This is a genomic window from Pseudomonas sp. NFX98 (assembly GCF_047784845.1).
In the GTDB taxonomy this organism is placed as follows: Bacteria; Pseudomonadota; Gammaproteobacteria; order Pseudomonadales; family Pseudomonadaceae; genus Aquipseudomonas.
Genome location: NZ_JBLNNF010000007.1, coordinates 148,727 through 168,205, shown reverse-complemented (window position 1 = coordinate 168,205; position 19,479 = coordinate 148,727). Strand labels below are relative to the sequence as shown.

19 protein-coding genes are annotated in these 19,479 nt (G+C 60.2%); 14 read left to right on the top strand and 5 right to left on the bottom strand.

The genetic code is table 11. The annotated features are described in order from the left end of the window. Positions 1-6: 6 nt before the first annotated feature. From mreB to tldD, 8 genes are all read left to right on the top strand, one after another. Positions 7-1,044, top strand: coding sequence for a rod shape-determining protein MreB (mreB, locus tag ACM110_RS11495; protein ID WP_002555108.1), 1,038 nt, complete (start codon positions 7-9; stop codon positions 1,042-1,044). Between the two features lie 143 nt (positions 1,045-1,187). Next, positions 1,188-2,345, top strand: a complete 1,158-nt coding sequence (mreC, locus tag ACM110_RS11490) for a rod shape-determining protein MreC (protein ID WP_416127932.1) — start codon at positions 1,188-1,190, stop codon at positions 2,343-2,345. Beyond that, positions 2,345-2,836 carry a rod shape-determining protein MreD gene (gene mreD, locus ACM110_RS11485; RefSeq protein WP_338584699.1) on the top strand — a complete coding sequence of 164 codons (492 nt, stop codon included), beginning with the start codon at positions 2,345-2,347 and terminating at the stop codon, positions 2,834-2,836. Before mreC ends, mreD begins: the two co-directional genes overlap by 1 nt. 43 nt (positions 2,837-2,879) lie before the next feature. Continuing rightward, entirely contained in the window at positions 2,880-3,476 is a 597-nt protein-coding gene (locus tag ACM110_RS11480; RefSeq protein WP_416127859.1) for a Maf family protein, read from the top strand. 57 nt (positions 3,477-3,533) lie between these two features. Further along, on the top strand, positions 3,534-4,991 hold the full coding sequence (gene rng / locus ACM110_RS11475) for a ribonuclease G (protein WP_416127858.1): 1,458 nt from the start codon (positions 3,534-3,536) through the stop codon (positions 4,989-4,991). A 75-nt stretch (positions 4,992-5,066) separates the two neighbouring features. Continuing rightward, the gene (locus ACM110_RS11470; RefSeq protein ID WP_416127857.1) at positions 5,067-8,870 is read left to right on the top strand and encodes a YhdP family protein; all 3,804 of its coding nucleotides are present in this window, start codon (positions 5,067-5,069) and stop codon (positions 8,868-8,870) included. A gap of 152 nt (positions 8,871-9,022) precedes the next feature. Continuing rightward, complete coding sequence (locus tag ACM110_RS11465) at positions 9,023-9,877, top strand: carbon-nitrogen hydrolase family protein (RefSeq protein ID WP_416127856.1); 855 nt, start codon at positions 9,023-9,025, stop codon at positions 9,875-9,877. A gap of 12 nt (positions 9,878-9,889) precedes the next feature. Continuing rightward, complete coding sequence (gene tldD, locus ACM110_RS11460) at positions 9,890-11,332, top strand: metalloprotease TldD (RefSeq protein ID WP_338584706.1); 1,443 nt, start codon at positions 9,890-9,892, stop codon at positions 11,330-11,332. A 99-nt stretch (positions 11,333-11,431) separates the two neighbouring features. On the opposite strand, the gene yjgA is transcribed toward tldD, so the two are convergent. Then, a complete protein-coding gene (yjgA, locus tag ACM110_RS11455; RefSeq protein ID WP_416127855.1) occupies positions 11,432-11,956 on the bottom strand; it encodes a ribosome biogenesis factor YjgA in 525 nt (174 codons plus the stop codon). Positions 11,957-12,064: 108 nt separating this feature from the next. Between yjgA and pmbA the strand changes: the two genes are divergently transcribed. The 6 genes from pmbA (at position 12,065) to ACM110_RS11425 (ending at position 17,373) form a co-directional block, all read left to right on the top strand. Beyond that, the gene (gene pmbA, locus ACM110_RS11450; RefSeq protein WP_338584709.1) at positions 12,065-13,411 is read left to right on the top strand and encodes a metalloprotease PmbA; all 1,347 of its coding nucleotides are present in this window, start codon (positions 12,065-12,067) and stop codon (positions 13,409-13,411) included. A 194-nt stretch (positions 13,412-13,605) separates the two neighbouring features. Further along, positions 13,606-14,013: a FagA protein gene (locus ACM110_RS11445; RefSeq protein WP_416127854.1), complete on the top strand. Its 408-nt coding sequence runs from the start codon at positions 13,606-13,608 to the stop codon at positions 14,011-14,013. After that, positions 13,994-15,370 carry a class II fumarate hydratase gene (locus ACM110_RS11440; protein WP_416127853.1) on the top strand — a complete coding sequence of 459 codons (1,377 nt, stop codon included), beginning with the start codon at positions 13,994-13,996 and terminating at the stop codon, positions 15,368-15,370. Before ACM110_RS11445 ends, ACM110_RS11440 begins: the two co-directional genes overlap by 20 nt. A 26-nt stretch (positions 15,371-15,396) precedes the next feature. Then, positions 15,397-15,837 carry a hypothetical protein gene (locus ACM110_RS11435; RefSeq protein WP_416127852.1) on the top strand — a complete coding sequence of 147 codons (441 nt, stop codon included), beginning with the start codon at positions 15,397-15,399 and terminating at the stop codon, positions 15,835-15,837. 1 nt (position 15,838) lies between these two features. After that, complete coding sequence (locus tag ACM110_RS11430; protein ID WP_416127851.1) at positions 15,839-16,450, top strand: superoxide dismutase; 612 nt, start codon at positions 15,839-15,841, stop codon at positions 16,448-16,450. Between the two features lie 29 nt (positions 16,451-16,479). Next, positions 16,480-17,373: a ZIP family metal transporter gene (locus ACM110_RS11425; protein WP_416127850.1), complete on the top strand. Its 894-nt coding sequence runs from the start codon at positions 16,480-16,482 to the stop codon at positions 17,371-17,373. A gap of 153 nt (positions 17,374-17,526) precedes the next feature. Here the strand turns inward: ACM110_RS11425 and ACM110_RS11420 are convergent, their stop codons facing one another. The 4 genes from ACM110_RS11420 to hpf are packed head-to-tail and all read right to left on the bottom strand — an operon-like array spanning position 17,527 to position 19,463. Further along, positions 17,527-17,802, bottom strand: a complete 276-nt coding sequence (locus tag ACM110_RS11420) for an HPr family phosphocarrier protein (protein WP_180205699.1) — start codon at positions 17,800-17,802, stop codon at positions 17,527-17,529. Positions 17,803-17,817: 15 nt separating this feature from the next. Continuing rightward, entirely contained in the window at positions 17,818-18,675 is an 858-nt protein-coding gene (rapZ, locus tag ACM110_RS11415) for an RNase adapter RapZ (protein WP_416127849.1), read from the bottom strand. A gap of 2 nt (positions 18,676-18,677) precedes the next feature. Next, the gene (gene ptsN / locus ACM110_RS11410) at positions 18,678-19,142 is read right to left on the bottom strand and encodes a PTS IIA-like nitrogen regulatory protein PtsN (protein ID WP_416127848.1); all 465 of its coding nucleotides are present in this window, start codon (positions 19,140-19,142) and stop codon (positions 18,678-18,680) included. A 12-nt stretch (positions 19,143-19,154) separates the two neighbouring features. Then, positions 19,155-19,463 (bottom strand): ribosome hibernation-promoting factor, HPF/YfiA family, encoded by a 309-nt coding sequence (gene hpf, locus ACM110_RS11405; RefSeq protein ID WP_007941242.1) that lies wholly within the window; start codon positions 19,461-19,463, stop codon positions 19,155-19,157. Between the last annotated feature and the right edge of the window lie 16 nt (positions 19,464-19,479).

Sequence of the window (19,479 nt, the reverse complement as noted above, 5' to 3'; positions counted from 1 at the left end):
TTTCCCATGTTCAAGAAACTGCGTGGCATGTTTTCCAGCGATCTCTCCATTGACCTGGGCACTGCCAACACCCTTATTTACGTGCGCGAGCGCGGAATCGTCCTGAATGAGCCATCGGTTGTGGCTATTCGGACACACGGTAACCAGAAAAGTGTCGTTGCTGTCGGCACCGAAGCCAAGCGCATGCTCGGCCGTACGCCGGGCAACATTGCTGCCATTCGTCCGATGAAGGACGGCGTGATCGCCGACTTCAGCGTCTGCGAAAAGATGCTGCAGTACTTCATCAACAAGGTTCACGAAAACAGCTTCCTGCAACCTAGCCCTCGCGTGCTGATTTGCGTTCCTTGCAAATCCACCCAGGTCGAGCGTCGCGCCATCCGTGAATCGGCCCTTGGGGCCGGTGCCCGTGAAGTGTTCCTGATCGAAGAGCCAATGGCTGCCGCGATCGGTGCCGGCTTGCCGGTAGAAGAAGCTCGCGGTTCGATGGTCGTGGATATCGGTGGTGGTACCACTGAAATCGCATTGATCTCCCTGAACGGTGTGGTTTACGCCGAATCCGTTCGTGTGGGTGGCGACCGTTTCGACGAAGCGATCATCACCTACGTGCGTCGCAACTACGGCAGCCTGATCGGCGAGTCGACTGCAGAGCGCATCAAACAGGAAATCGGTACTGCCTACCCGGGCGGCGAAGTTCGTGAAGTCGACGTTCGTGGCCGTAACCTGGCCGAAGGCGTTCCACGCGCATTCACCCTGAACTCCAACGAAGTGCTGGAAGCTCTGCAAGAGTCCCTGGCAACCATCGTTCAGGCCGTGAAAAGTGCGCTGGAGCAATCGCCTCCGGAACTGGCTTCCGACATCGCCGAGCGTGGTCTGGTACTGACCGGTGGTGGCGCCTTGCTGCGTGACCTGGACAAATTGCTGGCCCAGGAAACCGGTCTGCCGGTGATCGTTGCCGAAGATCCGCTGACCTGCGTTGCTCGCGGCGGTGGCCGTGCATTGGAAATGATGGATAAACACACCATGGATCTGCTCTCCAGCGAATAAGTCGCCGGATCGCCTCTATGCTGTTGAGCGCGCAGGCGGCACTTTGCAGTGCTGCCTGTTCGCGTTTATCTTCTGTCAGTCTGCATCCAGGCCGGTTTGCTGCCGTATGAAAAAAGAGAACATTTGCCTGGGAGGAGCGGCTTATTAAACCGCTTTTCACCAAGGGTCCCTCACTGGGCGTGCGCTTGTTGGTGCTGGTCGTGCTTTCGGTCGCGCTGATGGTGGTCGATGCCCGCTTCACACTGCTCAAGCCAGTGCGTAGCCAAATGTCGCTGGTGCTGATGCAGTCTTACTGGATCACCGACCTGCCGCAGCGGCTATGGCAGGGTGTGGCCAGCCAGTTTGGCAGCCGGACCGAACTCGTCGCCGAAAACGAAAAACTCAAAAGCGAAAACCTGCTGTTGCAGGGGCGCATGCAGAAGCTTGCCTCCCTGACCGAGCAGAACGTTCGGCTGCGCGAGTTGCTCAACTCTTCGGCACTGGTCAACGAGAAGGTCGAAGTGGCCGAGTTGATCGGCATGGACCCCAATCCCTTCACCCATCGCATCATCATCAACAAGGGTGAGCGTGACGGTGTGGTCCTGGGTCAGCCGGTGCTCGACGCCCGTGGCCTGATGGGCCAGGTGGTCGAGTTGATGCCGTACACCTCGCGTGTCCTGCTGCTGACCGATTCCACCCACAGCATTCCGGTACAGGTCAACCGTAACGGTCTGCGGGCGATTGCCAGCGGAACCGGTAACCCGGAGCGTCTTGAGTTGCGTCACGTGGCGGACACCGCCGACATCAAGGAAGGCGATCTGCTGGTCAGCTCCGGCCTTGGTCAGCGTTTCCCGGCGGGTTACCCGGTGGCCACGGTCAAGGAAGTGATCCACGATTCCGGCCAGCCGTTCGCCATTGTCCGCGCCGTGCCGACTGCGGCACTGAACCGCAGCCGCTACCTGCTGCTGGTGTTCAGCGACACCCGTACCCCGGAAGAACGTGCCAACGACGCCGCGCAGGCCCAGGAATCTCTGGATGCGCAGGGCGGTGGGCCGATCATCCCGGCGACCGTGCCGAAACCGGCAATTGTCCCGGCAATCGTTCCGGCTGCCGTTGCGGCACCGACCACTCCCGCAGCCCCGGCGACCGCACCGGCTGCCGCCACGCCGGTCAAGCCTGCGGCCGCGCATCCAGCCGCGACTAAACCGCCTGCGACTGCGCCCGCTGCCGCCGCCAAACCACCGGCGGCTCAACCCGCTGTCGTGAAACCTGCTGCCAAACCGCCAGTCTCCGCACCGGCTACTACTGGGGGACGAGAATAATGGTCGGTGTCAAAGCCTCCCGGAACGGTTGGATGATCTGGCTGACGTTCGCCATCGGCATGCTGCTCAGCGTGTCGCCGTTGCCGCAATTCATGGAAATCCTTCGCCCGCTGTGGCTGGCCCTGCTGCTGGCGTTCTGGGCGCTGGCCCTGCCGCAAAAAGTCGGGATGGTCACCGCGTGGTGCCTGGGCCTGGCTGAAGACGTGCTGTATGGCACGTTGCTGGGCCAGAACGCATTGATCCTGACACTCATCACCTACCTGGTGCTGGCGCTGCAACAACGTCTGCGAATGTTCCCGATGTGGCAGCAGAGTCTGGTGATCCTGGTGATCTTCGGTCTCGCGCAGCTTGTCCAGCTTTGGCTCAGTGCCCTGACCGGCAATCGTCAGCCAACGCTGGCGCTGGTATTGCCGGCACTGGTCAGTGCATTGCTCTGGCCTTGGGTCAGCTTCGGTTTGCGCGGGTTGCGTCGACGCTACAAAATCAACTGATTCGGTCAGGCATTTGCCCATACCACGACAGGGAGATGTCTTGATGAAACAGCTGTACCTCGCCTCTGGCTCGCCGCGTCGGCGTGAACTGCTCACGCAGATCGGCGTGCCGTTCACCGCCGTCAGCGCGGACATCGATGAAACCCCTTTGACTGAAGAATCGCCCTCGGCCTATGTCGAGCGTCTGGCGCGCGGAAAAGCCGCGGCCGGGCGCGACGCAGTTGTGTCCGATGCGGATTTTTGTGTGCTCGGCGCCGACACCGCCGTGGTCCTCGACGGAAAAATTCTTGGCAAACCGGTTGATGAAGCCGATGCGTGCGCCATGCTGATGATGTTGTCCGGCAACGAGCATCAGGTGCTGACGGCGATTGCCGTGCTGGAAGGCGAGCGTTGCGAATCCCGGGTGATCACTAGCCGGGTGCGTTTTCGCCAGATCAGTCGCGATGAAGCGGCAGCCTACTGGGCCAGTGGCGAGCCGCGAGACAAGGCCGGTGGCTATGGCATTCAAGGATTGGGCGCGGTGTTTGTCGCCGGGCTCAATGGAAGTTACTCGGCAGTGGTTGGACTACCGCTGTGCGAAACCGCAGAACTGCTCGGCCATTTCGGCATAACCTGTTGGCAAACCCTTAACGCGCGCTGAGCGTCGTACTGACAAGATGCGGCCATTATCGTGAACATGCCTGAACGAGACCCTGCCATGAGTGAAGAGATCCTGATTAACATCACGCCGATGGAATCACGCGTGGCGGTGGTCGAAAACGGTGTCCTGCAAGAGGTCCACGTCGAGCGTACGCAAAAACGCGGGATCGTCGGCAACATCTATAAAGGCAAAGTCGTGCGGGTGTTGCCCGGTATGCAAGCGGCTTTCGTCGACATCGGGCTTGATCGCGCTGCGTTCATTCATGCTTCGGAAATTTCCCTGCGCGAAGGCCCGGCGGTAGAGAGCATCAGTGCGCTGGTGCACGAAGGCCAGAGCCTGGTGGTGCAAGTCACCAAAGACCCGATCGGCTCCAAGGGCGCACGGTTGACGACGCAGTTGTCGATCCCGTCGCGCTATCTGGTGTATATGCCGCGCACCGCCCATGTCGGCATTTCGCTGAAGATCGAAGACGAAGCCGAGCGCGAACGCCTCAAGCAAGTGGTCACCGATTGCGTCGCCAAAGAAGGCATCAAGGAAGCGGGCGGATTCATCCTGCGAACGGCGGCCGAAGGTGCCGGGGCCGATGAAATCCTTATGGACATCCGCTACCTGCGCCGCCTCTGGGACCAGATCAGCGAGCAGATCAAAACCATCGGCGCGCCAAGCGTGATCTATGAAGACCTCGGTCTGGCGCTGCGCACCTTGCGTGACTTGGTGAGCCCTAAGATCGAGAAGATTCGCATCGATTCCCGGGAAACCTTTCAGAAAACCACGCAGTTCGTCGCCGAATTGATGCCTGAGATCGCCGATCGTCTGGAGCACTACCCCGGCGAGCGGCCGATTTTCGACCTGTACGGCGTCGAAGATGAAATCCAGAAAGCCCTGGAACGCAAGGTCCCGCTGAAATCCGGCGGTTACCTGGTGGTCGACCCGGCGGAAGCCATGAGCACCATAGACGTCAACACCGGGGCGTTCGTCGGGCATCGTAACCTCGAAGAAACCATCTTCAAGACCAACCTCGAAGCGGCGACCGCCATCGCTCGCCAACTGCGCCTGCGCAACCTGGGCGGGATCATCATCATCGACTTCATCGACATGGAAGATGAAGAGCACCAGCGCCAGGTACTGCGCACGCTGGAAAAACAACTGGAACGCGATCACGCCAAGACCAACATCATCGGCATCACCGAGTTGGGCCTGGTGCAGATGACTCGCAAGCGCACCCGCGAAAGCCTCGAACAAGTGCTGTGCGAACCCTGCAATGCCTGCCAGGGGCGCGGCAAGCTCAAGACGCCGGAAACCGTTTGCTACGAAATCTTCCGCGAAATCCTCCGCGAGGCTCGCGCCTATCAGGCGGAAGGCTATCGTGTATTGGCGAACCAGAAAGTTGTCGATCGTCTTCTTGATGAAGAGTCGGGGAACGTTGCCGAACTTGAAGGGTTTATTGGACGCACCATTCGCTTCCAGGTGGAAACCATGTATTCCCAGGAACAATACGACGTGGTGCTGCTCTGATTCGCTACGTTTTAACTTTTCCTGAACGGCTGGCCTCAGCTTTTTGCAAAACTTTTGCCATGGGAGCCAACTGACATGGAGCGTCTGACACGCATTTTGGCCGCACTGACCCGTTGGGGTCTGGGCCTGTGCGCGTTGGTTTTGGTGTTGATGGCGTTGTACGTCAGCCTAGGTCGAGAGCTGGCGCCGCTGGTGGCCGAATACCGCGTCGAAATCGAAACCCGGGCCACTGAAGCATTAGGCATGCCTCTGCAAATCGGCGAGCTCAAAGGCAGTTGGAGCGGTTTCGCGCCTATTTTATCGGCTCACGATGTGACGGTTGGCGAGGGCGCCAACGCCCTGCATCTGGAACAGGTGCGCGCGGTGCCGGACCTGTGGGCCAGCCTGTTGGAGCGTGAGGTGCGCATCGCCCATCTGGCGCTCAATGGCCTGAAGATCAGTCTCAAGCAAGGCGATGATGGTCAGTGGGCGCTCGAAGGCTTGCCGGTCAAGGACGATCAGCCCGTTGATCCGGAACAGTTGTTCAATCGCCTGCAGATGATCCAGCAGTTGTCGGTGCTCGACAGTCAGGTCACGTTACAGCCGTGGGGCGAATCGCCGCTGACCCTGACTTACGTCGGGATGAACCTGAAAGTCGGTACCGCTCGCCAGCGACTCGATGCCCGTCTGACCCTGCCCGACGGCCAGCCGATGGCGATGAGCCTGAAGACCCGCATTCGCGCCAGCCAGTGGAAGGACGGTGAAGCTGAGATTTACCTGAGCCTGCCGCAAAGCGACTGGTCGAAATGGCTGCCTGAGAGCATCAGCCAGCAGTGGAATTTCTCCGAGATCAAGGCCGGTGGCGAGTTATGGGCGACGTGGGGCAAAGGCACCCTGCAGAGCGCGGCGGTGCGTTTGAACGCGCCGCAACTCGAAGGCGCCTACGCCGACCGCAAGCCGGTCAAGATCGACAACCTGGCGCTCAACGGCTACTTCCAGCGCAGCGCCGAAGGCAGTCTGGTGACGCTGGATTCCCTGGCCATGAGCCTCGGCGAGACACGCTGGGAAACCCATCTGCAACTCAAGCAAACCGCAGCTTCCGACCAATCGGAAGAGCTCTGGCATCTGCAAGCCGACCGCCTCGATCTCACCCCGCTCACGCCGTTGCTCAATGCCCTGGCACCCTTGCCGGAAGGCTTTGCCACGGTGGTCGATCGACTCAAAGTCACGGGGGTGTTGCGCAATGTGCTGCTCGACGTGAAACCCAATGCCACCGACGACAGTAAGTTCAGCTTCGCGGCCAACCTCGAACAGGTCGGCTTCGATGCGTATCACGGCGCTCCGGCGGCGCGAAATGTCACGGGCAGCATCAGCGGTGACATGGGGCACGGCGAACTGCGCATGGACAGCAAGGATTTCATGCTGCACCTGGACCCGATTTTCGCCAAGCCATGGCAGTACATTCAGGCCAACGCGCGCCTGACCTGGAAACTCGACAAAGAAGGTTTCACCCTGATCGCGCCGTACCTGAAAGTGCTGGGCGAAGAGGGCAAGATTGCCGGCGACTTCCTGATCCGCCTGTACTTCGAAGAAAACCGGGAAGACTACATGGATCTGAGGGTCGGCCTGGTGGACGGCGACGGTCGCTATACCGCCAAGTACCTGCCGACCGTCCTCAGCCCGGCGCTGGACGAATGGCTGCGCACGGCGATTCTCAAAGGGGCGGTGGATCAGGGCTTCTTCCAGTATCAGGGTTCGCTCAATCACGGCGCCGCCGATACCGACCGCAGCATCAGCCTGTTCTTCAAGGTCCACGATGCCGAACTGGCGTTCCAGCCGGGCTGGCCGCATGTCAGCAAGGTCACCGGTGACGTGTTCGTCGAAGACAGCGGCGTGCGCATTCTGGCCAGCAAGGGGCAACTGCTCGACACCCAGGTCAGCGATATCTACGTCAATATTCCTCACGTGCCGCAGGGCCAGAACAGTCATCTGTTTCTCGATGGTGCGTTTGCCGGCGGGTTGGGCGATGGCCTGAAAATCCTCAAGGAAGCACCGATCGGCACCGCCGAGACCTTTGCCGGTTGGGAAGGCGAGGGTGAGCTGCAAGGCAAGCTGAAGCTGGATATTCCGCTGGCCAAAGGCGAGGAACCGAAAATCCTCGTCGACTTCAAGACCGCCAAGTCTCGTCTGAAATTGCCCGAGCCCCCCTTGGAACTGACTCAACTCAAGGGCGATTTCCGCTTCGACAGCACCAAGGGCCTGAGCGGGCAGAACATCACCGCCCGCGCGTTCGACAAACCGGTGACTGCGCAGATTTTTGCCGATGGTCGTGCGGGCAAGCTCAATACGCGGGTCACGGCCTCGGGGCAGGTCGAAGTCAAGAAACTCACCGAGTGGTTGAGCGTGACCCAGCCGTTGCCGGTGAGCGGCGTGATCCCCTATCAACTGCAATTGACCCTGGATGGCGCCGACAGCCAGTTGATGGTCAGCTCCAGTCTCAAAGGCGTAACCGTTGATTTGCCCGCACCCTTCGGCATGACGGCGGATGCGGGGCGGGATACGACGTTCCGCATGACCCTGCAAGGCGCGGAGCGCCGTTACTGGGTGAACTACGGTGAGTTGGCCAATTTCACTTTTGCCGCGCCGACCGGCAATTTTGCCGACGGTCGTGGTGAGTTGTTCCTGGGTAACGGTGATGCCGTGTTGCCGGGCGCCAAAGGGCTGCGGATTCGCGGGGTATTGTCGGAACTGGACGTCGGCCCATGGCAGGACCTGGTGAACAAATATGCCGGGCAAGACCCCGGTGGTAGCGCCAAACAGTTGCTCAGCAGTGCGGATTTCAAGGTCGGCAAGCTCAGCGCTCTCGGCACCACACTGGATCAGGCCTCGGTGCAGTTGACGCGCAAACCAAGCGCCTGGGCATTGCAGCTCGACAGTCAGCAGGCCAAGGGCAGCGCCAGCATTCCCGATGCGAAAGCCGCACCGATGGTGATCAACCTGCAATACGTTCGGTTGCCGGCACCTGACCCACAGGTCCTGGCCGACGAGAACTCACCGGATCCACTGGCCTCGGTAGATCCGACGAAGATTCCGGCGCTGGATATCACCATCAACCAGTTGTTCCAGGGTAACGACCTGGTCGGCGGCTGGTCATTGAAAATTCGTCCGACGGCCAAAGGCATTGCCTTCAATTCGCTGGACATGGGCCTGAAGGGCATTTTGTTGCAGGGCAGTGGTGGCTGGGAAGGCGTACCGGGCGCCAGCACCAGCTTTTTCAAGGGCCGGGCCAGCGGCAAGAACCTTGCGGATGTGCTCAAGGGCTGGGGCTTTGCGCCGAGCGTTACCAGCCAGGAATTCCATATGGATGTCGACGGGCGCTGGCCTGGGTCGCCGGCGTGGCTGGCGACAAAACGCTTCTCCGGCACCCTTGATGCGTCGCTCAACGAAGGCCAGTTTGTCGAGGTCGAAGGCAGTGCCCAGGCGTTGCGGGTATTCGGCCTGCTCAACTTCAACTCCATCGGCCGGCGTTTGCGCCTGGACTTCTCCGACCTGTTCGGCAAGGGCTTGAGTTATGACCGGGTCAAAGGCCTGCTGGTGGCGACCAATGGCGTGTACGTCACCAAGGAGCCGATCCGCCTGACCGGCCCGTCGAGCACCATCGAACTCGACGGTACCCTGAACATGGTGGCCGATCAGATCGATGCGAAATTGCTGGTGACCTTGCCCGTGACCAATAACCTGCCGATTGCCGCACTGATCGTCGGCGCACCGGCCATCGGTGGTGCGCTGTTCCTGATCGACAAGTTGATCGGCGACCGCGTGTCCCGCTTTGCCAGCGTGAAGTACACCGTCAAGGGGCCGTGGAAAGAACCGAAAATCACCTTCGACAAACCTTTTTGAAAACCCATTCTCCAAACCTATGGAGTAGCATGGCCGTATGTGCAGGAGCTGCCGCAGGCTGCGATCTTTTGATGTTAAAGATCAAAAGATCGCAGCCTCGTTTCACTCGACAGCTCCTACAGGTTTGAGTTGATTTCAGATAAGGATTGGCCATGTCTTTTGCGGTGATTCAAATGATCAGCCAGAGCGATGTGCTGGCCAATCTGGCCCAGGCCCGGCGTTTGCTCGAACAGGCAGCGAGCGCTGGAGCGAAGCTGGCTGTGCTGCCGGAAAACTTCGCCGCCATGGGCCGTCGCGACATTGCCGACATCGGTCGCGCTGAAGCCCAAGGCGAAGGGCCGATCCTGCCGTGGTTGAAACAGACCGCACGCGACCTCAAGTTATGGATTGTGGCCGGCACGTTGCCGTTGCCGCCGGTGGACCAACCGACGGCCAAGTCGCATGCCTGCTCGCTGTTGATCAATGATCAGGGCGAAACGGTGGCGCGCTACGACAAGTTGCATCTGTTCGATGTCGATGTCGCGGACAATCGCGGCCGTTATCGCGAATCCGATGACTATGCTTATGGCAGTGGAGTGGTAGTGGCTGATACGCCGGTGGGCCGGGTTGGTCTGACGGTCTGTTATGACCTGCGCTTCCCGGAGCTGTACAGCGAGCTGCGTGCGGCCGGTGCGGAACTGATTACCGCGCCGTCGGCCTTTACCGCCGTGACCGGCGCCGCGCACTGGGATGTGCTGATTCGCGCGCGGGCCATCGAGACGCAATGTTATGTGCTCGCGGCCGCCCAGGGCGGGACGCATCCGGGCCCTCGGGAAACCTGGGGGCATGCGGCAATCGTCGACCCGTGGGGGCGAGTGCTGGCTCAACAGGATCAAGGCGAGGCCGTGCTGCTGGCCGAACGCGATAGCAGCGAACAGGCGTCCATACGGGCGCGGATGCCGGTGTCCAGTCACCGGCGCTTTTTCTCGCAGGGCGCCCAGCGACCTGCATCAGAACGACGAATTTAAGGCGTAAAGCATATGAGCGAGTTGTTGTCCTCAGTCAGTGAACATCTCCTGGCGCCCGGCGGCGTAACGATCGAAAGCTTGCAAGGTGTGCTCGGCGACTTGGCCGGCCCGGGCATCGATGCCGCGGACCTGTATTTCCAGGGGCAGATTTCCGAGTCCTGGGCGCTGGAAGACGGCATCGTCAAGGAAGGCAGTTTCAACCTCGACCAGGGCGTCGGGGTGCGCGCTCAATCGGGTGAGAAAACCGGTTTTGCCTACAGCAATGCCATCACGCTGGAAGCGTTGGGCGCGGCGGCCCGTGCTGCCCGTTCGATTTCCCGCGCTGGCCAGAATGGCACCGTGCAAGCGTTCACCACTCAAGATGTGGCGCAACTGTACGCGCCGGACAATCCTCTGGAAGTGCTGACCCGTGCCGAAAAAGTCGATCTGCTCAAGCGCGTCGATGCCGCGACTCGTGCGCTTGACCCACGCATCCAGCAAGTCACCGTGAGCATGGCCGGTGTCTGGGAACGAATTCTGGTGGCGTCCACCGATGGCGGTCTGGCGGCGGATGTGCGGCCGCTGGTGCGCTTCAACGTCAGTGTGATCGTCGAGCAGAACGGTCGCCGTGAACGCGGCGGCCATGGCGGCGGCGGGCGTACCGATTACCGTTATTTTCTCGCCGAAGACCGCGCCATGGGCTATGCCCGTGAAGCGCTGCGCCAGGCGCTGGTCAATCTTGAGGCGATCCCGGCGCCGGCAGGTACGTTGCCGGTGGTGCTGGGTTCCGGTTGGTCCGGCGTGCTGCTGCACGAAGCCGTCGGCCACGGTCTGGAAGGCGATTTCAACCGCAAGGGCAGTTCGGCCTACAGTGGGCGGATGGGCGAGATGGTGGCCTCCAAGCTGTGTACCATCGTCGATGACGGCACGCTGTCGGGACGTCGCGGCTCGTTGAGCGTCGACGACGAAGGTACGCCGACCGAATGCACCACGCTGATCGAAAACGGCGTACTCAAAGGCTACATGCAGGACAAGCTCAACGCGCGCCTGATGGGCGTGGCTCGAACCGGTAACGGCCGTCGCGAATCCTACGCGCACCTGCCGATGCCGCGCATGACCAACACTTACATGCTCGCCGGCGAAAGCGATCCGGAAGAAATCATCGCCTCGGTGAAGCGTGGTATCTACTGCGCCAACCTCGGCGGTGGTCAGGTGGATATCACCAGTGGCAAGTTCGTGTTCTCCACCAGTGAGGCGTACCTGATCGAGGACGGCAAGATTACCGCGCCGGTCAAAGGTGCAACGTTGATCGGCAATGGCCCGGAAGCCATGAGCAAAGTGTCGATGGTCGGCAACGATCTGGCGCTGGACAGTGGTGTGGGGACGTGCGGCAAGGATGGGCAGTCGGTGCCGGTGGGTGTCGGCCAGCCAACGCTGAAGATTGATGCGATCACCGTGGGTGGCACGGGTTCGTAAGGAGATACAACTCCTGTAGGAGCTGCCGCAGGCTGCGATCTTTGCTTTTTAAAAGATCAAAAGATCGCAGCCTTCGGCAGCGCCTACAGGGGGCGAGATTTAACGCAGACCGCGTTGAGTCTCGTCCAGCTCACGGATGTACTTGAAGATTTTACGGCTCGATGCCGGTGGCTTGTTGGTCGCCAGTTCGTGCTGGGCCTGACGGATCAGGGAGCGCAATTGCTGACGATCGGCCTCCGGGTAGTCGACAACGAACTTCTCCAGGACGCCGTCGTCGCCTGCGATCAAGCGATCGCGCCAGCGTTCCAGGCCATGGAAGCGTTCGTTGTACTGGCGAGTGGAGGCATCGAGTTGATCGAGCAGAACCAGAATCGCGTCAGTGTCCTGATCGCGCATCAGTTTGCCGATGAACTGGAGATGCCGTTTACGCGCGATGTTCGCGGTGTGCTTGGGCGCATCGGCCAGGGCCCGGCGCAAAGCGTCGGTCAACGGCAGTTTGCCAAGCAAGTCAGGCTTGAGCGTTGTAAGGCGCTCGCCGAGGTCAACCAGAGCATGCAGCTCGCGTTTGACCTGGGATTTGCTTTTTTCTCCCGTATCGAGGGAGTCGTCGTAAGAATCAACCATGGTGGCAGTCCGCAAAGAAACGCCGCCATGATAACCAGTCGGGGGCCGCTTGTCCGGCCCGGTCGCTCGATGACCGTTACCGAAAGCAGAATTTGAGTGGAGAACAGCATGAGTGCAGTTGAAAGCGTCGGCCCACAAGCATTGCCGGCACTGCAGGAGCAAGTCGAGCAGATCATCGCTGAAGCCAAGCGGCAGGGCGCCAGTGCCTGTGAAGTGGCGGTGTCCCTGGAGCAGGGCCTGTCGACTTCGGTGCGCCAGCGTGAAGTCGAAACCGTCGAATTCAATCGTGATCAGGGTTTCGGCATCACCTTGTACGTCGGCCAGCGCAAAGGCTCGGCCAGCACGTCGGCCAGTGGCCCGGACGCCATTCGTGAAACGGTTGCTGCTGCATTGGCAATCGCCAAGCACACCTCGGAAGACGAGGCCTCGGGCCTGGCGGACGCGGCGCTGATGGCGCGTGACGTGCAGGACTACGACCTGTTCCACCAATGGGACATCACCCCGGAGCAAGCCATCGAACAGGCACTGGCCTGCGAGGCCGCGGCGTTTGCCGCCGACAGCCGGATCAAGAACGCCGACGGCACTACCCTCAGCACCCATCAGGGCTGCCGCGTCTACGGCAACAGCCACGGTTTTATCGGCGGCTATGCATCGACCCGACACAGCCTGAGTTGCGTGATGATCGCCGAGGCCGACGGCCAGATGCAGCGCGATTACTGGTACGACGTGAACCGTCAGGGCAATTTGCTGGCGGATCCGGTGAGCATCGGCCAAAAAGCTGCGCAACGTGCGGCCAGCCGTCTTGGTGCGCGTCCAGTGCCGACGTGCGAAGTCCCGGTGCTGTTTTCCGCGGAACTGGCCGGTGGCTTGTTCGGCAGTTTCCTCTCGGCGATTTCCGGTGGCAGCCTGTATCGCAAGTCGTCGTTCCTCGAAGGCACGCTGGGCCAGAAGCTGTTCCCTGAGTGGCTGACCATCGATGAACGTCCGCACCTGATGCGTGCGATGGGCAGTGCGGGGTTCGATGGCGATGGTTTGGCGACCTACGCCAAACCGTTTGTCGAAAAAGGCGAGCTGGTGTCGTACATCCTCGGCACCTATTCCGGGCGCAAACTCGGCATGCCGAGCACCGCCAATGCCGGCGGCGTGCACAACCTGTTCGTCACCCATGGCGATGAAGATCAGGCAGCACTACTGCGTCGCATGGGCCGTGGCTTGCTGGTCACCGAATTGATGGGCCAGGGCCTGAACATGGTGACTGGCGATTACTCCCGCGGCGCGGCTGGCTATTGGGTCGAAAACGGTGAAATCCAGTTCGCGGTCCAGGAAGTGACCATCGCCGGCAACATGCGCGACATGTTCAAGCAGATCGTTGCCGTGGGTAATGACCTGGAGCTGCGCAGCAACATTCGCACAGGTTCCGTGTTGATCGAGCGGATGACGGTGGCGGGTAGCTAAGCCCCGACCGCGGTACAAAAAGGCGCGCCACCCATCGGGTGGCGCGTTTTTTTTTGAAGGTCAAAAGATCGCAGCCTTCGGCAGCTCCTACAGGAGTTCGGCGTAGGAGCTGCCGAAGGCTGCGATCTTTTGATCTTGTTTTGGTTCTCATTATCATCTAATAATAAATCTCATTACCGAATGAGCCCCGGATCATGAGTTCTGCCTTGCACGAGCAGCCGTACCTCGAAAGCTGGCGCTGGATGAGTCGCCAGATCCGTTGCGCGATGAATCCCGACGAGCCGCGCCTGATCGACCACTACCTGGCCGAAGGCCGGTATCTGGCCTGTTGCACGGCAACCTCACCCTGGACCGTCGCCGAAACCTCCTTCCGCTTGTTGCTCGACACCGCCGCCGATGTCGCGCTGCCCTGGCACTGGCGCACTTACTGCCTGGACCAGGCGTGGCGCCCGCTGCGCGAACTCGAACGCCTCTCTTTGTGCAAATGCCGCCTCAAGCGCTGGCAGAGCTACACCTGGCAACTGGCGACCTGCGAGTTGCAACCCTCGATTCCTCTCATTGAACTGGTGCAAGGATTTACAGATGACCAAGACACGTATTGAGCGCGATAGCATGGGCGAGCTTCAGGTCCCGGAAGACGCCCTCTACGGCTCACAGACCCAGCGTGCGGTGGATAACTTTCCCATCAGCGGCAAACCGATGCCCGTGCAGTTCATTCGCGCGCTGATCCTGGCCAAGGCCGCTGCTGCCCGCGCCAACATCGAACTCAAGCAGATCAGCGAAGCTCAGGGCAAAGCCATCGTCGATGCGGCTCAAGGTTTGCTCGAAGGCGATTTCATTCAGCACTTCCCGGTGGATATCTTCCAGACCGGTTCCGGCACCAGTTCCAACATGAACGCCAACGAAGTGATCGCCACCTTGGCCAGCCGTCTGCTCGGCGAACCGGTGAACCCGAACGATCACGTCAATTGCGGCCAAAGCAGCAACGACATCATTCCGACCACCATCCACGTCAGCGCGGCGCTGGCCTTGCACGAGCAGTTGCTGCCGGCCCTGACCGGTCTGGTGCAGGTGATCGAGCGCAAGGCCGAGGAAGTGCATCACCACGTCAAAACCGGCCGCACTCACTTGATGGACGCCATGCCGGTGCGCATGAGCCAGGTCCTCAATGGCTGGGCGCAACAGCTCAAGGCCAACATCGTCCTTTTGCAGGGCTTGCAGCCAAGCTTGCAATCGTTGGCCCAGGGCGGCACGGCGGTGGGTACCGGCGTCAATGCGCATCCCGAATTCGCCGCGCGTTTCAGCCAGCAACTGAGCAAGTTGACCCAGGTTCAGTTCACTCCGGGCGTGGATCTGTTTGCGCTGATCGGTTCCCAGGACACCGCCGTTGCCGTCTCCGGTCAGCTCAAGGCCACCGCCGTATCGCTGATGAAAATTGCCAACGACCTGCGCTGGATGAACTCCGGTCCATTGGCCGGCCTGGGCGAAATCGAGCTGGAAGCCTTGCAGCCGGGTTCTTCGATCATGCCTGGCAAGGTCAACCCGGTGATCCCGGAAGCTACCGCCATGGTCGCCGCCCAAGTGATCGGCAACGACACGGTCATCACCATCGCCGGTCAGTCGGGCAACTTCGAACTGAACGTGATGCTGCCGATCATTGCCCAGAACCTGCTGAGCAGCATCGAGTTGTTGGCCAACTCCAGCCGTTTGTTGGGCGAAAAGGCTATCTCCAGCTTCAAGGTCAATGAAGACCGCATCAAGCAAGCGCTGTCTCGCAACCCGATTCTGGTGACCGCACTCAACCCGATCATTGGTTACCAGAAAGCCGCCGAAATCGCCAAGAAGGCTTATCAGCAAGGCCGTCCGGTGATCGACGTTGCGCTGGAACACACCGACCTGTCGCGCAGCCAGCTGGAAGAGCTGCTCAACCCGGAAAAACTCACCGCAGGCGGCGTGTAAATTCCCCACCGCTTTGGAGGCTCACCATGGAGCACTGGAAACGCACGATCGAAAGGGCCAATCGCTTTTTCATGTTGGGTGAACTGGTTGATGCTCGCGAGGCTTACTTGCAGGCATTGGCCCTGGCCCAGGTGCTGTTCGAGCGCTGGGCGGATGCCGACGAAGCGGTGGCGGCTTGCGTAATTTCCCATCACAACCTGGCGGACCTGCATCTGCGTCTGAACCAGCCGGAGGAGAGCGCCGAGTACCTGTGCGCCATTCACCAACGGCTGTTGCAGACCATGCAGGACCCGCGACTGTCGCCAGCATTGCGCGAAGCAGCGCTGCGCCAGAGCAGCAAAACCTATGTCGAGCTGCTGAATTTCATCAGCGAACACGGTGAATACCCACGCACGCATCGCTTGCTGCACATCGATGCTGCCTCGCCGACGCAACCCCCTGCGCCTCACCATCATGGAGTCCACTGAAATGGCTTTTACCTTGCCTGCCTTGCCGTATGCCTACGACGCCCTGGAGCCGCACATCGATGCGCAGACCATGGAGATCCACTACACCAAGCACCACCAGACCTATATCAACAACCTGAACGCTGCGGTCGAAGGCACTGAGTTCGCTGAATGGCCGGTGGAAAAACTGGTGGCCGCCGTGCAGCAACTGCCGGAAAAACTCCGCGCGGCGGTGATCAATCAGGGCGGTGGTCACGCCAACCATTCGCTGTTCTGGGAAGTCATGGCGCCGCACGGTGGCGGCAAACCCGAAGGCACGCTGGCCAAGGCCATCGACGAGCAACTGGGCGGCCTCGACAGTTTCAAAGAGGCTTTCACCAAAGCCGCACTGACCCGATTCGGCAGTGGCTGGGCCTGGCTGAGCATGACACCGCAGAAAACGCTGGTCGTGGAAAGCAGCGGTAACCAGGACAGCCCATTGATGAACGGCAATACGCCGATCCTCGGCCTGGATGTCTGGGAGCACGCCTATTACCTGCAGTATCAGAACCGCCGCCCGGAATACATCAGCGCGTTCTACAACGTGATCAACTGGCCTGAAGTCGCTGCGCGCTATCAGGCTGCGCTGGTTTAAGTCTTCTAAAAAACAATCCAAGGCTGACTATGGGCACTGAAACACTGGCGATCGGAAGTGGGCGAATGTTTCGTTACGTGTTTGGATCGCTGCTTCTGCTGGCGGGCATGAGCTTGCTGGTTGTGCACGGGCTGGAATGGCTGGATCTGGAGCCGAAGCTGTCGCGGGCGTTGCAGGGTGGTGCGATCTGCGCCCTCGGCACCGCGCTTGGGGCGGTGCCGGTGCTGGTGATCCGGCGCATGCCCCAGGCACTCAGCGATTCCTTGCTGGGCTTCGGTGCCGGAGTGATGTTGGCCGCGACGGCGTTTTCGCTGATCGTGCCAGGCATTGCTGCGGCAGAGAACCTTGGCATGACTCCGTGGGCGGCCAGCGGCCTGATCTGCTTTGGCATCATGCTCGGCGCATTCGGCCTGTTTCTGGTAGATCGCAAAGTGTCCGGCGCGTCGCCGGAAATGCTCATTGGCACTTTAGAGCACCCGGTGATTCCGCCGCGCATCTGGCTGTTCGTGTTCGCGATCATCGCCCACAACATTCCCGAAGGCATGGCGGTGGGTGTCTCGGCGGGTGGCGGCATGCCGGATGCCGACAGTTTGGCGATGGGCATTGCCTTGCAGGATGTGCCGGAAGGATTGGTGATTGCCTTGGTGCTGGCCGGGGCAGGGATGTCGCGGTTCAAGGCGTTCCTGATCGGGGCTGCTTCAGGCTTGGTCGAACCGGTGTTCGCGTTGTTGTGCGCGTGGCTGGTCAGCCTGGCCGAACTGTTGTTGCCTTTGGGGCTGGCCTTGGCGGCCGGGGCCATGTTGCTGGTGGTCACCCATGAAGTCATTCCTGAATCGCGGCGACACGGTCATGACAAGTTGGCCAGCCTTGGGTTGCTGATCGGGTTCTGCTTGATGATGGTGATGGATACAGCACTAGGCTGATTCGCGGACTTGTAGCAGCTGGCGAAGCCTGCGTTCGGCTGCGCAGCAGTCGTAAACCCTGTGTGTGCGATCTGCCTGAAACACCGAGGAGCCTGATTTCACGACTGCTTCGCAGCCGAACGCAGGCTGCGCCAGCTGCTACAGGGCGAGCGCTTATTCGCCTTCGTCGAAGTAGTTGTTGATCAGGGCCACCAGCGCGTCCAGTGCTTCCTGCTCCTGCTCGCCTTCCGTGCTCAGATGAATTTTGGTGCCCTTGCCGGCGGCGAGCATCATCATGGCCATGATGCTTTTGCCGTCGACTGTCGTCTCTGGCGTGCGTCCGACCCTGATCGTGCAGTCCTTGAACTGACCGGCAACTCCAACGAATTTTGCAGACGCCCGGGCGTGCAGGCCCAGCTTGTTGATGATTTCGATTTCCAGAGCAGGCATCGCGATGTGAATCCTTTAGCTGAGGTCGCGGTGGCGGACCTGGACGTTCTTCAGGGATTGCTGCAGGGTCTTGCCCAGACGTTCGGTCAGGTAGACGGAGCGGTGATGCCCGCCGGTACAACCGATTGCAATGGTGACATAAGCACGGTTACTGGCGGCAAAGCGGGGTAACCATTTAAGCAGGTACGCGGAAATGTCCTGGAACATCTCCTCGACATCCGGTTGTGCCGCCAGGTACTCGGCAACCGGTTGATCAAGCCCGGACTGCGCGCGCAGTTCCGGCTTCCAGTAAGGGTTGGGCAAGCAACGCACGTCGAATACCAGATCGGCGTCCACCGGCATGCCACGCTTGAAGCCGAAAGACTCGATCAGGAAAGCGGTGCCGGGCTCCGGCTGGTTCAGCAGGCGCAACTTGATGGTATCGCCCAACTGATACAAGTTCAGGTTAGTCGTGTCTACCTTGAGATCGGCCAAGTCGGCAATCGGTCCGAGCAGGCTGGTTTCATCGTTGATCGCTTCGGCCAGCGAGCGATTGGGGCTGCTCAGCGGATGGCGACGACGGGTTTCCGAAAAGCGTTTGAGCAGAGTTTCTTCGTCAGCATCCAGGTACAGGACATCGCACTGGATGTGCCGGCTGCGGACTTCTTCCAGCAGCTCTGGAAACCGCGACAGATGGCTGGGCAGGTTGCGCGCATCGATGGACACGGCTACCAGCGGCTGTGACAGCTCAGTGTGAATCAACGCGCGTTCGGCCAATTCCGGCAGCAACCCCGCAGGCAAGTTGTCGATGCAGTAGTAACCGTTGTCCTCAAGAACATCGAGGGCGGTACTTTTACCTGAGCCGGAGCGACCGCTGACGATGATCAAGCGCATGATTAATGACCGTTTTGCTCGTCCAGGACAACCTGATACAAGGCTTCATTACTCGGGGCGCTGCGCAGTTTTTCGCGCACTTCCTTGCGGTCGAGCATGCTGGCGATCTGGCGTAACAGCTCCAGGTGCGCATCGGTAGCGGCTTCCGGGACCAGTAGAACGAACAACAGGTCAACCGGGGCACCATCGATGGCGTCGAAATCGATTGGGGCGTCAAGGTGCATCAAGGCACTGATGGGCGAATTACAGCCCTTGAGACGGCAGTGGGGGATGGCGATGCCGTTGCCAAAACCGGTAGAACCGAGTTTTTCACGGGCGACCAGGCTCTCGAAGACATCCTGCATGGCCAGATCCGGCACTTCGCGATGGATGAGGTTGGCAATTTGCTCGAGGGCTTTCTTTTTACTGCCGCCCGGCACGTTCACCAGGGAACGGCCGGGGGTCAGGATGCTTTCAAGTCGGATCATGGGTAGGGAGTGTTAACGACCGGTAGCGCCCTGGAGGAGGCTCTGGGTCTTTTCCTTATGCTTTTTGAGTTGTTTATCCAGCTTGTCGGTCAGTGCGTCGATCGCCGCGTACATATCGGTATGTTCCGCGTTGGCGACCACTTCATTGCCGGGAATATGCAGCGTGGCTTCGATTTTCTGCTTGAGCTTTTCGACTGTCATCGTGACCTGCACGTTGGTGATCTTGTCGAAATGCCTCTCTAATCGTTCGAGTTTTTCGCCGATGTAAGTGCGAAGAGGTTCGGTCACTTCCAGTTGGTGTCCACTGATGTTGACTTGCATACAGCTTCTCCTTCGT